Raw genomic sequence first — 15838 nt, 5'->3', positions numbered from 1 at the left:
CCGCCAACGTCGACCGGAACTCCTTCCCCCCCTCCCCCTACATCCACGCCTACAACGCGGACGGCAAGGAGATCTACAACCAGAAGACGCAGCCCACGGTCAAGAACACCCACCAGTAGGCCTCACCGCAGGTACGTGGTGGTGGAGCGGCCATCCCCGCGGGTGCGGGCATCGGCGACGAGTTCGGCCTTGGCGGCCTGCCTTTCCCCACCCGCGACCTCGCTCACATCGGCGGCCAGGTGAAGTCGGGTCCCTCGGCGTGAATCGATGGACCTGACGTTCGCCTCGACGAGATGGCACGGCCCGGCGTCGCCGAGGGCCATGCGCGGGGAGCCGTGGAGCGCGACGGCAGCGATGACCCCGAGCGCCCCGACACTGAGGTCGGGGCGCTCGGGGCGCTCGGGGCGAGTCGGGCAGGGTCGGTCAGGTGGTGGTGCGGCGGGCAGCCCGGCGGCGCGCCCTTGCCCTCCGGACTGTTGCCACGGTGCAGCCGACGACGCAGGCGCTCACCCGGGTCACTGGTAGTAGCCACCCGCGTAGTGGTTCGGATACATGTGCAGGAGCCAGGCTATTCGCTGATGAACCAGCAGTGTTCCCGTATTCGGAGGAAGTTGTTGCAGCGCCCGCTGCAGGGTCCCGCAGCGGGCGCGTTTCGCGTGTTGTGAAGGAATGTACGAATACGAGTGACGGGCCGCATGGCAGGCGAGGCACGGGATCTCGACACGCTGCCTTGACAGGGAAGACCACGGCAGGCTCCACCGCTTCCCGGTGGGCGAGGATCCGTCCCCGCGGGCCCTGTAGGGGACTGCCCGTCCTGTCCTGTGACCGGTGATCCCGACGGTGTGTCAAACGGTCCGGACGGCCGGCGTGGGCTTGCTCACCAATCGGCGCTGACCTGGTCGGCGACCGAGAAGTCGGTCTCGCAGTCGGGGCAGGTCGCATGGCCGAAGACGTGGGTCAGCGCGTGTGCGACCTCGCGCTGCCCGTCAGCGAGTGCGAGGTCGTGGAGTCGTCGGCCGATACCGTCCAGGTCGGTGGGAGCCGCCGGGCGCAGGGCTCTCGTCTCGATGTCGCCGTCCGTGATCGCATAGTCGTCGCCGGTGGAGAAGAAGCCGCGTTCGCCGAAGGCGATGAACAGGCTTGCCTCGCAGCCCGGGCACGAGACCTGGTACTCCTCGTTCCCCACCCCCCAGGCCAGGTCTTCACTCCAGCCCACGACACCTTCGAAGCCCAGCATGGCTTCCATGAGATGGATGTACTCGGCGCGGTCCGAAGCGGTCCGACGGTACTGATCCACAGCCCTCAGCAGTGCCGCGATCTCCGCCGCATGCTCCGAGCGGACGTCGCCGGCCTCGCGCCGCTGACCGGCGCCGGCCACGATCGCGCCCGCCAGGACCAGGGCGTTGACAGCCTGTTCCCGGTCCCCGCTCCCAACCGTGCCGGCCAGCCAAGGCAGTGCCGCGAAGCTGGCCGAGTAGACGCTGCCCTGGTGGCACAGGGCCGACCACAAGTCGTTCCAGTGTTCGGCGCTCGGCTCTGCTGCGATCCGGTCCAGCAGGTCCGGTATGTCGTCGGCGGCACCGTAGGCATGGCTGAGTTGCGACCAATCCGTCATGCGGAGATCCAACCAGGCCGATGGGCCGAATGCGGAGGCGGGACGGCGCTCGCCCGGTGCGCGCCAGGCTCTCACCGACGGGTGGCGGCGGTGTACGGCTGACGAGCCGCCGTTTACGGGGGAGCGGAAGGGTTACGGGGTCACGCAGTCCAGGACCCGACCGTCGGCCGTGCCGACGAGCAGACGGCCCGGTCCGGTGACGGTGAGCGCCGTCGGCACGGCGGGCACACCGGCGACGGTCAGCCGATGGTTCCACCGGACGGTGCCGTCGTGCAGGCCCAGGGCGACGATGCCGCCGTCGCGGTAGGCGACGTAGGCGGTGTCCGCTTCGGTGTCCAGATCGGTAGCCATGTGGTCGGCCCGGAAGACCCAGCGGGGCGTGCCGTCGCGAGCCGATCGGCGGACGACGAAGGACCCGCCGGGGTGCGGCCCGTACCCGCCGTAGACGGTGCCGGCGTGCACCAGGTCGCCGCTCTCGGTCTCCACACCCGGGCCGGGGAAGTGGCTCTCCCCGGGCTCCCAGGAGAGCGGGAACAGGGGCTGGACTCCCGCATCCTTCGGGGAGCGCACCGACAGCCAGTACTGCTTCGGCCGCCGCCGGTCCGGTAGCGCCTGGCTGACGTAGTCCCGGCTGCCGTGCCGGATCCGCAGACGCGCGAGCCGGTCGGCGCTCGTCGTGGTCCGGTGCCGGATCAGCAGGCCGTCGGCGAGGACGGTGCGCCCGGGCTGCTCCGGATCCTCCTCCCGCCGGTCGACGGTCGCCAGGACCGCGCCGTCCGGCAGCTCTTCGACGGCGAGGACCTGGCGCCGGGACCGCCAGTCCGGACAGAGCGCCGTGAGCGCCCGGTGGGCGCCGTCGCGTCCGTCGCGTCCGTCGGGGCGCGGGGCGGGCACCCTGGGGCCGGCCAGGTCCGCGGCGGTGAGCGAACGGGGCGGGACGGCACGCCAGTCGGTCCGTCGCACGACGGCGACGTGGCCCTCGACGTGTGCCTTCCGGTCCTTCCAGTCGTCGGGCGGTGCCATCGTCACGCGAAGGGCCTGCTCGTCGAGCCATGCGAGTCCGAGGACCTTGCGGCCGAAGTCGTGCTCGATCAGGGAGGTGGTGGCACCCGTCTCCCAGTCGAGCAGGAGCAGTTCGCCTTGGAAGAAGTAGCCGCCGTCGTAGTCCCCCGTGCCGACGGTGAGCAGCGGCGCCGTGGGGTGGAAGGCCAGCGCGTGCACCCGGAAGCCTGTGCGGAGCACGGCCCGGCAGCCGAGGCCTCCCGTCTCGTACACCCCGACCGTCGACATCCCGGCGAACCCGGGCTCGCCCGCGACGGCGAGCAGCCCGCGCTCCTCGTCGGACCCGGCGAGGACGGGCCGGCCGACCTCGGCGAACGGGCGGGCACCGAGGACACGCAGCACGCGCAGCGGGGAGGTCATGCCGGAGATCCTCCCAGCAAGCAGCGCCGAGCCCTCGCGCGGGCCCCGCCGAGGGACGGCTCGACACCGAACGGCCCAGGCCTGGTGGTGCGGCGGTCCCGGGGCGGGTGCCCTCCAGCTTTCCCCGGGCCTGCTCGCGGACCCGCCACCAGCAGGCCGCCGATGGCCCGGCCGCCCTCGCCCCGCGAGGCCACCCGCTGGATCATGAGCCCGCGGCCACCGCGGCCGGCATGAGAAGAACGCCGACCGCACCGTGGCGCGAGCTGCTCCGGCTATTCGGGCCGCGAAGCAGTGGCCGTCAGATGCGAGGCGCGGTACCGGAGGGAAGTCGCTCCGTGTCGGCACCGAAAGGAAGGAAGACGGTTCGAGTGGCGAGGAGCCAGCTGCCGTCGATGTTGCGAAAGGTGTCCTCGTAGTGACCCACGTTGGCCGGGAGACGGGGCTCGATCATGCCGCCGGCGTAGCCGTCGACCCGATACGTCGTCAGATACGAGACTGCGCGAGCCCTCGTCGCGGACTCGACCGTGACCAAGATGTTCGTCATCAGGCGACGTGAGAGCCTGTCCGAGGGGCGCGACTGAAAGTAGGCACGCAGGGCCTCACGACCCTCAACGCGGCGGTCGCCGTGAGGCCAATGCCAGATGCCGTCGGGCGTGAACAGTTCAGCCACCGAGCTCGGCTCACCAAGGTCGAGGCGGTGGATGAAGTCCATGATGATCCGCTCGCAGGCGCGTTCCGCGAGCATGTGGTCGATCGGGGCGGTGATCTTGTCATCCATTCCCCCTTCCTACCAGCTCGACCGCGTTGCCGAGCGGCGATTTTTCGGCGCCGCCCAGCACCGGTGCGGAATCGACTCGGTACTTCTCACTCCGGGCCCGGCAGGTTGAACCGCAATCGCCCGCGTCCACCGTGAAGGGCCTGCGTACGGGGCAGCTGTGGCCTGCGAACACAGCGCGCTCGGCTGGCCGGACCACGGCTGCCGCGGAAGCAGCCCGTCGTCATAACCGCCGGCCGCCGACTACAGGCCGTCACGACCAGCTGATCGACTTCACGGAATCCGTGCCTGAACCGACGGATCCCGTCAGCCGGCCAGCAGGTCGGCGGCGAGCCCGGCGAGGTACGGCTCCAGTTCGGCGGCGATCGAGGCGCCCTCGGCGGCGGTGACGGTGACGGCGGCGTCCCCGTCCCCGGCGCGGGCGGCCAGGGCGATCCGCAGGTGGGTCGGCGGGTGGGAGCCGTCCACGGCGGACCGGTCACGGGCACTGAGCCGCAGCAGGCGTTCCCGCTCGGCTGCGGGGACGGAGGCGAGGTGCTCGCGCACCCGCTCCCAGAGGTCCGGCGCGGGCGGCGCGGGCACGTCCTCGGTCCGGCGGTTCCGGGCGCGGCCGATCCGGGGCCGTCCGCGCTCCTTGGCCCGGATCTGGTGGATCGCGGTGTTCACCGAGTTGAGCAGCAGCAGCGCCGCGAGCATGCCCCGGGTCGCCTTGCCGCCCGCCACCCGGGCGGCGAGCACGTCCGAGTGGTACTCGGCCTGCTGGCCGGCCCGGGAGGTGAGCCGGTCGAACAGCACCAGCCCCTGGTACAGCACCCAGGCGACGCCCCGCAGCACCAGCCGGCCGAACACCGCGCCGAGCCGCACCAGCATCGAGACCTCGTCCCGGGCCGTGACCGGCCCGTCGTGGCCCGGGCGGGCCATGTCGTACCAGGCCCAGAGCGCCGAGACGGCGCTGTACAGCCAGAACGAGCGCCGGCGGTCGCCGTTGACCCGGTGGCCGAACTCGTGGCCGAGCAGGGCTGTCCGCTCCTGGTCGTCCAGTACCTCCCAGAGCGGCAGGCCGAGCCGCAGCACCGACCGGCGGCGCAGCCCGACCAGCCCGTAGGAGGCGTTGAACTCGTCGGTGACCTGGATGACGTCCACCGGGCGGGCGCCGACCTCGGCGGCCACCCGGTCGGCCAGCCCGTACAGGGCCGGCGCCCCGGCGCGGTCGAGCACGCCCGCGTCCTTCGGCAGCCGGCCGAGCCGGGGCCGCAGGGTCACCGCGATCACCAGCACCACCGCGCCGACGCAGCGCTGTACGACGGTCCCGGCGATCAGCAGCCAGAACGCCAGGGCGAAGGTGCCGACGGTGACGAGGTGGATCACCCCGGCCGCGGCGGAGGCCAGCAGCCAGTCCCGGCGGGCGGTGGGGGAGCCGCCCCCGGCGGCCTGCTCCTCGTAGAGCCGGTCGGTGCGGGCGAGCGCGACCCGCTCGCGCCGGGTGGGTTCGGGGGCGGCGTCCTCGCCGGGCACGAGGTTCCAGTCGCAGGCCGGGCACCAGACGAGGAAGCGCGGGTCGTCGGTCAGGGGGGCAGCGCAGCGCGGGCACGGCGAACCGTGGACGGGCCGGTCGGCGGCCGCCACGACGGGCGGCTCGGGGGAGGTGGACACGGTTGATCATGATGGCGGACCGGGGCGCCGCTGGGCAGGGGGGTTATTCGTATCGTGACCATGCCCGTCGTGACCAAGCCCGTCCCGGTTCGGGCCGCCCCCGGCTGCCGGGCGGCAGGCGCAGGGTGCGTCCGGACGGCGTGCGGCGGGCTCCGGAGATCGGGGTGCCGGACCACCTCGCCGCTGCTGCGGGGAACGCCTGCCGGGACGACGGGACGACGGGACGACGGGACGACGGGACGACGGGACGACGGGAGGGCGGGACCGCGGTGCGGACGGTGGTCTTCTTTCGGTGGAACCATTGGAGTTGAATGGCCGTCAGTTCTGCAGGGAGAGCACCACCGAGGACATGGGGGTAACCAGGAATGCTGTCGGAGGCGTTGAGCGCGCTGGCCGTGGCCGGGGGCACCGGGATCGTCCAGGCCGCCGGAACGGACGTGTGGGCGGCCACCCGGGAACGGATCGCCCGCCTGCTGGGCCGCGGGCGGACCGAGGACGAACGCCTCGCCCAGGCGCGCCTCGACCGGACCAACGAAGAACTGGAAGCCGCGGCCCCGCAGGAACGGGCCACCCTTGCGCAGCGACAGGAACACACCTGGCAGACCCGGCTGGCCGACTTCCTGGAAGGGCTGGAACCGGCCGAACAGGCCCAGGCCGCCGAGCAACTGCGGGCCCTGCTGGTCCCCGCCCCCGCCGACCCCGCTCGCCAGGTCCACGCCGACAACAGTGGGGTCACCGCCGGCCGGGACATCGACAACCAGGGCGGTGCGATCGGCCGGGACTTCAGCGGCTCGGTCACCATCGGCGCGCCCGACCGCCCTACCCCGCCGGGAGCGGACCCGCGCTGACCGTCCCCGGAGCCGAGCACGGCCCCGCCGGTCCGCAGGCCGGCGTGCGCAGTCAGCACGACCTCGTCAACCTCGGCGGCGTGGTGGCCGGGAGCATCCGCGGCGACATCCACGTCCACGGTCCCACCGCCCCGCCGGCCCTCACCTGGCCGATGCAGATCGGCACCGTCCCCACGGTCGCGGACTGCTACCACCACCGCCCCTCCGTCGACCGCGCCCTGCGCACGGGCACCGCCACGGTACTGAGCGGACCGCAGGGCACCGGCAAGACCCAGGCCGCCGCCCACCGCGCCCGGTCAGCCCTGCGGGAAGGCACCGTGGACCTGCTCCTGTGGAGCGACGCATCGAGCCGGGCCGCCGTACGGGACAGCTACGCCCGGGCGGCCGCTCGGCTCGGGCTGGCCCAAGGACCCGATGCCGCGGCGGCCTTCCTGGCGTGGCTGCACACCACGGACCGCCGGTGGCTGCTGGTCCTCGACGCGTTGGCCGACCGCGGAGACCTCCAGGACCTGTGGCCGGACCCGGCCCCCGGGAGCGAACTCGTGGTGACCACCCGCAGCACGGACCGCAAACTGCGCACCCGACGGTGCGCGATGCTCCCCGTGCGCCACTTCACCACGTGGGAGTCCGTCGGCTACCTGGCCGACCGCCTCGCCGTCCACGACCTCGGCGCCCCGGAGTCCGAACTGACCGCGGCCGCCGACGCGGCAGGCGGCCGACCGGGCGAGCTGTGCGCCGCTGCCGACCAACTGGTCGAGGCCGGCTCGGGCCCGCCACCACACCCGTACGGCCTGCACCGCGGATCCGTACGGCTGCGCCGGCCCGTGTCCTGCCCGCTGTGCGCCCCACCGGCCCCGGCCACCGGCATCGCCCTGCGTCACGCCCCGGAGGACGAGGTCTGGGCCCGGTGGATCGCGGCCGTCCTGACCACGGCAGGACTCGGCCCGCTTCGCGAGGAAGCCGACGCGGACCGCACGATCGTCCTGCTGTCCACCGCCTACCTGCGCTCGCCGCGCTGCGCCGACCCCGTCGAGCACGCCGTGGTGACGGCACGCGTCGACGCCGCGTCGTTGCCGGCCTCCCACCCCCCGGGCCCGACCGTCGAGCTGAGCGGCCACCGCCCCGAGCAGGCCGCCGTCGCCCTGCTGGCCGCACTCGGCGGCGCACCGCGACCACCCGACCTCGCCGGCCTGCGCTACCCCGGTACGGGCCCGGCCCACTTCAAGGCCCCGCACCGCCACCCGTCGTTCACCGGCCGCGGCACGGTCCTGGAACACCTGCACCGGCAGCTCGGCGGGGGAATGGCGGCCGTCCTGCCCAGCACCCGGACCCTCTACGGCCTCGGCGGGATCGGCAAGACACAGATCGCGTTGGAGTACGCGTACCGGTTCGCGACCGAGTACGACCTGGTCTGGTGGATCGACGCCGAACAGCCCGACCTGATCGGCCCCACGCTCGCCGACCTGGCACGCGAACTCGGCCTGCCGGTCGGCGACTCGGTCGCCGAAGCCGCCGACTCCGCCCTGACCGCCCTGCGGCGGGGCACCCCGGCCGCCCGCTGGCTGCTGATCTTCGACAACGCCGACGACCCCGCCGAGATCCTCCCGTTCCTGCCGGGAGGCTCGGGCCACATCCTGGTCACCTCCCGCAACCCGGAGTGGAACCGGGTGGCCGAGGCCCTCGCCGTGGACGTCTTCACCCGCCGCGAGAGCGTCGAGCACCTGTGCCGCCGCGTCACGGGCCTGACCGAACCGAACGCCGACGCGGTGGCCCACGAACTCGGCGACCTCCCCCTGGCGATCGAGGTGGCCGCCGCCTGGCTGGACGCCACCGGCATGCCCGTCGACTCCTACCTGGCCCAACTACGCGGCGCGGCCGCCCAGGTGCTCTCGATGGGCCGACCGGTGGACTACCCCGCGACGGTGGCGGCCGCCTGGAACGTCTCGATCACCCGGCTGCGCGCCGAGGCCCCCGCGGCCGCCCGCCTGCTCCAGTTGTGCGCGTTCTTCGCCCCCGAGCCCATCTCCACCCGGCTCGTCTACGACAACGAAAAGACACTCCACGCGCTCTACGGAGAGCGGGCCGACAGTCCGGTCGCCCAGATCAACCTCGGCGCAGCCATCAAGACGATCGGACGCTACTCCCTCGCCCGGGTCGACAGCACCGGCATCCAACTGCACCGGCTCGTCCAGGCGGTCATCCGCAGCACGATGACCGCCGAGGAGCAGCGCGGCGCCGCCCACGACGTCCACCTCATCCTGGCCGCCGCGCGCCCTGCCGACCACGACATCGACAATCCGGCCAGCTGGCCCGCGCTGGAGGAGATCTGGCCACACCTGACCGCCTGCGCCACCCACCGATGCGACGCCCCACAGCCCCGGCAACTGCTCATCGACCGCGTCCGCTACCTGTGGAAGCGCGCCGAACTGCACACCGCCGACCGCCTGAGCGAAACCCTCATCCCGGTATGGACCGACAAACTCGGCCCGGACGACCCGCAGAACCTGCGGCTGCGCTTCCAGCACGCCAACATCCGGCGTTCGCTGGGGCGTTACACCGAGGCGCTGACACTGGACGAGGACGTCCTGGAACGCCAGCGGACCACCCTCGGCGAACACCACCCGGACACCCTGATGACCGCCGGGTCACTGGCCGCCGACCTACGGGGCCTGGGCCGCTTCCAGCCCGCGCTCGCGCTCGACCTCGACACCCGTGCCCGCCTCACCACACTGTTCGGCGCGGACAACCCGCGCACCCTCGCCATGGCCAACAACCTGGCGATCGACTACCGGCTCGTCGGGGACAGCCAGGCCGCCCGCGACCTGGACCAGGAGACCCTGCGACGACGAGAGGACGTGCTGGGCCCGCGGCACCCGGCCACCCTCTCGACGAAGTACTGCCTCGCCCGCGACCTGCGCGACCTCGGCTGCTTCCCGGCCTCGATCGCCCTGCTGAGCGAGGTCACCGTCGGCTTCGACGGAGTCCTCGGCCCCGACCTGCCGGAACGGCTGCGCAACGACACCTCGCTGGCCGTCTCGCTGCGCCGGGCGGGCCGGCTGGAGGAGGCCCGTACGAAGAACGCCACCGCCTACGGGCGCTACCAGGAACGCTACGGCGGGGACACCCCGGACGCTCTGATCTGCGCGGCCAACCTGGCTGCGGACCACAGCGCCGCCGGCGACCACGGCCTCGCCCGGGACCTGACAGTCCGGATCCACGCCACGTACGAGCGGCTGCTCGGCGCAGACCACCCGTTCACCCTCGCCTGCGCCGCCAACCTCGCCCTCTACCTGAGGACCAGCGGTGACGCCGAGGCCGCCATCGTGCGCGGCGAGGCGGCGGTGGAGGCGCTGGGCCGAACCGTGGGACCGGCGCATCCGTTCACCCTCAAGGCGGTGAACAACCTCGCCAACGCCTACGCCGACACCGGCCGCCACGGCGCGGCACTGCCCCTCCTGCAGCAGGCCCTGGCCGACCTGGGCGCCCGCTACGGCATGCGGCACCCGGACGCACGGGCCTGTGCCGCCAACCTCGCCCGGACCCTGCGCGACCTCGGCCGACCGGTCGAGGCCGCCGAACACCACGCCCACGCCCTCCACGGCCTCACCCGCCACCTGGGCGCCGACCATCGCGACACCCGGGCGGCCCGCGACGGGTGCGCGATCGACCTCGACCTCGAACTCCAGTCGGTCTGAGCCTCCGCGCGGCCAGGCGGCCGGGATTCCCCGTGACGGGGGATCCCGGCCGCCCCTGGGCCTCCGGCGGGTGGGGGCGGACGGCGTGGGGGCCGCCGCGGACCGCTAAGGGGCCGGTGCTGCAGTACTAGCCGAGGTCGATGCGGTAGCCGGCGAGCTGGGAGTTCACGCTGGTGCAGTACGCGTAGCTCCAGGTGCCGCCGCCGACCGGCTGCCAGTAGCCGACCACGTCCAGGCCGTTGTTGCAGATGGCGTGCGCCCGGAACTGGCTGGCGCCGCTGGAGCAGTAGGCGCCGTAGGTGTTGCCGTCGTGCCAGTCGGTGCAGCCGGCGGTGACCGAGGCTTGCGCCGCCGAGGCCGGCGTGGCGGCGGCCAGGCCGAGCGTGAGCGTAGCGGCGGCGGCGGCGGTCGCCGCCAGGGTGCGCATCGTGACCATGGGTTTCCCTCCCTGATGTGACGGCAGTCCGCTCCGGGTGGAGGCGGCTGCCTCACGGACGAGACTAGGGCGGGGCCGGGCCTGCCCGGGAGTGCCCGGCGGGATGGTGAGACGCAGTGCCAAGTGGTGGCGACGGATCGTCAATTCGCTTGTGGAGAACGGCACTTGATGCTGATCGGACGCCACCTGCGCACCACCGCCCGCCCCAGCCTCACCCTCACCGGGCCGGCCTCATCCTCACCGGGCCCGCCGCCACCGCAACGACCAGCGCCCTGCTCGAAGCCGGCCGCGCCCGCGTCCGGCGGCAACGTGCGCGATGTCGCCCCGGTTCTGCGGCACGGGCTGACGACGGCAATCGAGTTGCACAGGCGGCCCCGCTGCCAGCAGGATCTGCCCATGACGACGATCGCCGCCTTCCTGCCGCTGACCTCCACCGCTCCGCCGGTGCGGGTTCAGCAGCAGCCCGGCCGCCGGCGGAGGTCGACTCTCGCCCTGTCGTGATCGCCGCCCTGGTCGCGGGACTCCTGGCCGGCTATGGCATCGCCATGCCGGTGGGCGCGGTCGCGACATACCTGGTGGCCCTCACAGCTCGGACGTCCCTGAAGGTCGGTGCTTGCGCCGCACTCGGTGTGGCAACCGCCGACGGCCTCTACGCGCTGATCGCCGTGGTCGGGGGTTCCGCACTCGCGCACGCAATCCAGCCGATCATGCTTCCCCTGCGCTGGGCCTCGGCCTTGGTACTCATCGGGCTGGCGGTCCGCGGCGGTGCCGCGGCCATCGGTCGGTATCGCGACCGCCCGGCGGCCACCCGGGCGGATGAGGGGGCACCGGTCAGTCCCGCACGTGCCTACGTGGGGCTGTGGGGGATCACGATGATGAACCCCATGACCGTCGTCTACTTCGCGGCTCTCGTACTCGGCGCCCGGACCACAGTGGCACCGAGTCACCTGGAGCAGGTCGTGTTCGTCCTCGCTGCCTTCGCCGCGTCCGCCGGCTGGCAACTGCTCCTCGCCGGCGGCGGTGCACTGCTCGGCCGGGTCCTGACCGGAAGTCGCGGGCAACTCATGACCGCCATGGCCTCCAGCGCCCTGATCACCGCCCTCGCCTTCCGCTTGCTGATGTCGGCACCCTGACGCGCGTCGGCTGCCGGAGCCGCCTCCCGAACCGGGCGTGCGGCTTGGCGCCGCACCCGTTCCCGTGATCATCAAGGCAGCCACGACAGTTGCGCTGGCCCTGACGGCGCTCACGGCGACGGCCGGTAGCGCCTTCGCGACCGGGGACTGGGCGAGTCAGATCGGCACGACGAACCGGGGCTGCTACGCCTGGAGCACCTTCACCAGCAACTCCATCGCTGGCCACGTCTACTCCCAGACCGGCGACAAGTGCGAGGTTTGGATCGTCCAGAACGGCCACTGGCAAGGGCCGTTCGCCACCAGCGGGAGCGGAACGGTGATCGACACCTGGACGAACTCCTACGGCCCGGGCGTCGGCGTCTTCATCTACGCGCAGGACGACACCCAGGGCGGGTCGACGACAAGCCCCGTGTACGGCGGCTGACGCCACGCTCGCGTAGCACCGGCCTGCGGCGCCGCCGTTGGCGGGGGGCCACCGGCATTCCCGGTGGCCCCCGACGCGTCCCAGGGCGTCACTGACCCCGGTCAGCGCGATCACTTCGGTACTGATCGCGTCGACCGGGGCGGTCCTGGAACCGGCCACGACGTCGACCGCATCGGCTCCGAGCTCGCCGACATCCGCGACGCCATGCGCTGAGTGGCGACCTCTTCGGCCTGGCGCCCCGTGACGGTGAGCGCAGGGCCGTCGGGGCGGCGGCCGAGTGGCGGACGGGAGCGCCGTCGAGGAGACGCGAAGCACAGAGCCGGAGACGCGTTGCTGATTCCCCGACGGGTCCGGCGGCCTAGCGTGGCCAGTGCGCGGGGAGTCCGTACGGACAGGCCCTGCACGGGGCGGGAGTGATCGGGGAGTTCGGTGGCCCGGTCGGACACGTGCGATCTCCGACCTGCCGGCGCAGTAACATCCGGCAATACCCAGCCGCGTTACGCGCTGTTCCGGTGGAGTCCGGGTCTGAAGGAGAGGATCCATCCTCCCCGCAGGGTGTGACCTGGTGTCATATGAATGAGGCGACATGACGGATACAGAGACCGAGCAGCCGTCCGAGAAGCCCGGTGGCCTCCAAGCGATCTGGGCCAACACCCTGGAGCCGACAGCTCCGCTGCCCTGGTACCGCAGGGTGCCAGGCAAGGCCTGGATCGCGGGTGCGGTGGTCGTCTCCCTGTTCACCGCGCTGACCGTGGCCACCGTGACCGGGATGGGAGCCCCGCCCGCGCACCGCATCGTCCTGGCGGACCGGATCGGCGACCAGGAGCGGATGCCGGACGACGGCGTGGTCACGGCGGAGCGTGGCCGGCTCCAGAGGAACCTGACCGCGTTGAGCCGCTACCGGGACGTGTCGGTGGCGGGTTACGGGCCCGTCGGGTCGGGCCGCAGCACTCTGCTGCTGGCCGGGATGACCGGGAGCTTCCCCGACGCCCGGGGGGAGTTGGACCGGCAGTTCGGTGCGGTCTGGGGGTCCGACGTGTCCAGCGTGACCGGTGAGACCCTGCAAGGCCGCCAGGACTACCCGGCCGGCCCGCTCGGGGGCGCGCTCGACTGTGCGGTCCTGGCCGGGTCGACCGAACCCCGGACCATCTGCGTATGGGCGGACGGCACAACGGTCGGTGGCGTCATCGACGGGACGGGTGACAGCCGCCCGGAGGATCTGGCCCGGCGCACCCTGGAGATCCGTGCGGCCGTCGAAGTCGAGGTCCGGAACTGACGGCGGTGGCTTTCAGGTTGTTCCCGTCGGTCTGGCTTGCTGTTCCGGCCGCCGGTCCGCCGGGTCCGGGGGTTGGGTGACAGCGGGGTGGTGACGGAACCCGGCCGGGGTTCCTCGGCGGGTGGGTCGCTTGGGTCGCTCCGCCTTCGTCCTGCCTGCCCGTTCGCCGTCGTCGGGCCTGCCGTGCCGCCGGGCCGGGCCGGGCACACAGGCCCGGCGGTCCTGCCTCTCGGGGGCGGTACCTGAATCGCCCGGGCGCTCGGGGAGGGCCGATGTCGACGGCCGTCCCAGCGCGATCCGAGAGCGGGGCCCTGGCCCGCCGATCCGTAGGGTCGTTGCTCTCTCAGCCGGTCTGGTTGATGACGGTCCGGCCGGCGCGTTGCAGCGCCTCGTCGGCTTCGACGCTTGCGAAGACGTCGCCGCCGCGGCGGGTGAGGGCGAGTTCGGCGCGGATCCGTGGAAGGGCGGGTGCTGCGGCGGGGCCCATCCGCTGTAGGCAGTCCAGGACACGGCCGGCGGTCGAGTCGTTCTCCTCCCATCCCTTCAGCAGTACGGGCAGGACGACGTCGGCCTCGGCCGGGCCGCCGATGTCGTAGACCGCGGCGGCGGCGTGCGTCCGGGTCACGGCATGGCCGGCGTCGAGCATCCGCCGCAGGCGGGGCAGCGCCGCGGCCGCCGGACCTCCGATCCGGCCGAGGACGTCGGCGGCGTCGTGAGCGTTGTCGGTGTCGAGCAGCGCGATCAGCCGCGGCACGGCGTCGGTGGGGTCGCTCTCGATCTCCCACAGGGCCTTCACGGCGGCGAGGCGCAGGTCCGGGTCGTCGGTGTCGGCGAGCGGGCGGACCGTCCCCAGCGCGGGGGCGGCGTCGGCGCCGATGGAGCCGAGTGCGTGGAGGGCCACGGCGGCGGTGTGCCGGTACTCCTGTTCGACGGCGGTGGTGAGGGCCGTGGTGAGCGCGGGTACGGCCGCCGCGTCGCCGAGGCGGTTGAGGGCGGCCATCAGGGCGGTGGCGGATCCCCAGGGCCAGGAGAAGTCCGCGTCGGCCAGGCGCCGGGTCAGCCTCGGCAGCAGGTCCCCGGCGGCCTGGGGGAGGTGGCTGGCGGCCTGCACGGCACGCCAGTCGTCGGTGCCGGTGTCGAGCGCCGTCAGCAGGCCGGGCAGAGCCCGCTCGTCGCCGAGGCCGGCCAGCGCCGTGACCGCCTGCTGGTGGGCCCGTCGCAGCAGCGGGTGCCGTGCGGCCCAGACGTCGGGGCCGTGGGTGGCGCGGTGCGCTTCGACGAGGGCGGCGAGGGCTTCGCGTGCGGGTTCGGCGAGCGCGGCGGGGAGCTTGCCGAGGGTTTCGGCGGCTTCGGCGGCGGTGTACGGGTCGCCCGGGAGCAGGCAGTCGGCGAGCAGGAGGACGAGGCCGGTGTGGTCGCCGCGCCACGAGCGGATCAGCTCCCAGGTCATGGCGATGGCGTCGTAGCGGGTGGCCGCGTCGGGGCTGCGGAGTTGGGCGGTGAGCAGGGCGGTGCGCTCGGGGAGCCGCGCGTCCAGGACCCGGTGGAGGGTGGCCAGCAGCTCGGTGGTGGGGGAGTGGACGCGGCCGTGGCGGTCCAGGTCGGCGAAGACGGCGGCGATCTGCGGGGGGACGTTCCGGTCCGGTGCCGGCTCGGCGGAGGTGTCCGCGCAGGTGCACTGCCCGCAGTCCGCCGGTCGGCTCTTGGCCCCGTTGCCGTCTCCGTCTCCGTCTCCGTCCCCGGCCCCGGGTTCCGGTTCGGGAGTGAGCTGCTGGAGCAGGCCGGTCGCGGTCGGGACGAGGTCGGCATCGATCGACCCCGGTGTGCAGGCGGCCCGGTGGACGAGGGAGGCGAGCCGGATGTCGGCGTCCAGCGCCGGGTCGGCCGCCAGGGCGGCAAGCCAGGTTGTCACCGGGTCGAGCGCGGCCGGCAGTCGCCGGGCCAGCGTCGCGGCCGCCTCGATGACCAGCAGCCGCTCCACGGTCCCGCTCTCGGCCGCCAGCCGCTGGCGCAGCAGGGCGAACGCACGGTCGGCGTCGTCGAGGAACAGTCCCAGGGCCGGGACGGCGGCCCGCCGCACCTGCGGGTCCGGGTCCGCCGCGTGCCGGACGAAGTCCTCGACGCGCTCACGCATCTGAGGCACGACATCCGCATGGGGCGTCGACTCGTGGCCGGACGGACTGAAGTAGACGGCGTCGGGGTCGCACTCCAGCGCCGCGCTGCCGATGCTGAGCATCAGGCGGATGACAGCCGCGCGGTCGGGCGCCTGCGGATCGTCGGCGAGCGTGAACAGGAACGGCAGGCTCGCCGCCGTGCACGAGTAGACGTCGCCCTGGTGGTGGGCCGAGCCGTAGAAGCTACTGAACGCCTCCTGCCGGACGTCGGGGTCGGGCGAGGCCATCTGCTCCAGCCACAGGGGTACGTCGTCGGCCGGGCCGTAGGCGTGCCCCATCGACGACCAGTCGACACCGTCAAGGTTGTTGATCATGAGCCGTACAGTGGCACGGGCCACTGACACGATCTGCTGCGGATTGGCGGACTGCGGACTGCGGCTCCGTTCG

At 73.1% G+C, this 15838-nt stretch carries 11 protein-coding genes; 5 read left to right on the top strand and 6 right to left on the bottom strand.

Annotated features, from left to right (window positions below):
* Positions 1 to 877 precede the first annotated feature (877 nt).
* The 4 genes from ACFQ6N_RS17635 to ACFQ6N_RS17620 all read right to left on the bottom strand — a co-directional run bounded on the left by ACFQ6N_RS17635 (position 878) and on the right by ACFQ6N_RS17620 (position 5465).
* Positions 878 to 1615, bottom strand: a complete 738-nt coding sequence (locus tag ACFQ6N_RS17635; protein WP_380649943.1) for a hypothetical protein — start codon at positions 1613 to 1615, stop codon at positions 878 to 880.
* A gap of 132 nt (positions 1616 to 1747) precedes the next feature.
* Positions 1748 to 3037 carry a hypothetical protein gene (locus ACFQ6N_RS17630; RefSeq protein ID WP_380649942.1) on the bottom strand — a complete coding sequence of 430 codons (1290 nt, stop codon included), beginning with the start codon at positions 3035 to 3037 and terminating at the stop codon, positions 1748 to 1750.
* A gap of 298 nt (positions 3038 to 3335) precedes the next feature.
* The gene (locus tag ACFQ6N_RS17625) at positions 3336 to 3815 is read right to left on the bottom strand and encodes a nuclear transport factor 2 family protein (RefSeq protein ID WP_380649941.1); all 480 of its coding nucleotides are present in this window, start codon (positions 3813 to 3815) and stop codon (positions 3336 to 3338) included.
* 303 nt (positions 3816 to 4118) lie between these two features.
* Positions 4119 to 5465 (bottom strand): M48 family metalloprotease, encoded by a 1347-nt coding sequence (locus tag ACFQ6N_RS17620; RefSeq protein ID WP_380649940.1) that lies wholly within the window; start codon positions 5463 to 5465, stop codon positions 4119 to 4121.
* Between the two features lie 365 nt (positions 5466 to 5830).
* Between ACFQ6N_RS17620 and ACFQ6N_RS17615 the strand changes: the two genes are divergently transcribed.
* Both ACFQ6N_RS17615 and fxsT read left to right on the top strand, forming a co-directional pair.
* On the top strand, positions 5831 to 6313 hold the full coding sequence (locus tag ACFQ6N_RS17615; RefSeq protein ID WP_380649938.1) for a hypothetical protein: 483 nt from the start codon (positions 5831 to 5833) through the stop codon (positions 6311 to 6313).
* 44 nt (positions 6314 to 6357) lie between these two features.
* The gene (fxsT, locus tag ACFQ6N_RS17610) at positions 6358 to 10008 is read left to right on the top strand and encodes an FxSxx-COOH system tetratricopeptide repeat protein (RefSeq protein WP_380649937.1); all 3651 of its coding nucleotides are present in this window, start codon (positions 6358 to 6360) and stop codon (positions 10006 to 10008) included.
* Between the two features lie 127 nt (positions 10009 to 10135).
* Here the strand turns inward: fxsT and ACFQ6N_RS17605 are convergent, their stop codons facing one another.
* Positions 10136 to 10444: a hypothetical protein gene (locus ACFQ6N_RS17605; protein WP_380649936.1), complete on the bottom strand. Its 309-nt coding sequence runs from the start codon at positions 10442 to 10444 to the stop codon at positions 10136 to 10138.
* Between the two features lie 497 nt (positions 10445 to 10941).
* On the opposite strand from ACFQ6N_RS17605, the gene ACFQ6N_RS17600 reads away from it, so the two are divergent.
* The 3 genes from ACFQ6N_RS17600 to ACFQ6N_RS17590 all read left to right on the top strand — a co-directional run bounded on the left by ACFQ6N_RS17600 (position 10942) and on the right by ACFQ6N_RS17590 (position 13277).
* Positions 10942 to 11577, top strand: coding sequence for a LysE family transporter (locus ACFQ6N_RS17600; RefSeq protein WP_380649935.1), 636 nt, complete (start codon positions 10942 to 10944; stop codon positions 11575 to 11577).
* Positions 11578 to 11641: 64 nt separating this feature from the next.
* Entirely contained in the window at positions 11642 to 12001 is a 360-nt protein-coding gene (locus ACFQ6N_RS17595) for a hypothetical protein (protein WP_380649934.1), read from the top strand.
* A gap of 586 nt (positions 12002 to 12587) precedes the next feature.
* Entirely contained in the window at positions 12588 to 13277 is a 690-nt protein-coding gene (locus tag ACFQ6N_RS17590) for a hypothetical protein (RefSeq protein ID WP_380649933.1), read from the top strand.
* 343 nt (positions 13278 to 13620) lie between these two features.
* Here the strand turns inward: ACFQ6N_RS17590 and ACFQ6N_RS17585 are convergent, their stop codons facing one another.
* Complete coding sequence (locus ACFQ6N_RS17585; RefSeq protein ID WP_380649931.1) at positions 13621 to 15765, bottom strand: HEAT repeat domain-containing protein; 2145 nt, start codon at positions 15763 to 15765, stop codon at positions 13621 to 13623.
* Between the last annotated feature and the right edge of the window lie 73 nt (positions 15766 to 15838).

This window comes from Kitasatospora sp. NPDC056446 (assembly GCF_042796115.1).
In the GTDB taxonomy this organism is placed as follows: domain Bacteria; phylum Actinomycetota; class Actinomycetes; order Streptomycetales; family Streptomycetaceae; genus Kitasatospora.
Note: the sequence above shows the minus strand (reverse complement) of the source record. Positions and strands in the feature narration are given on the sequence as shown.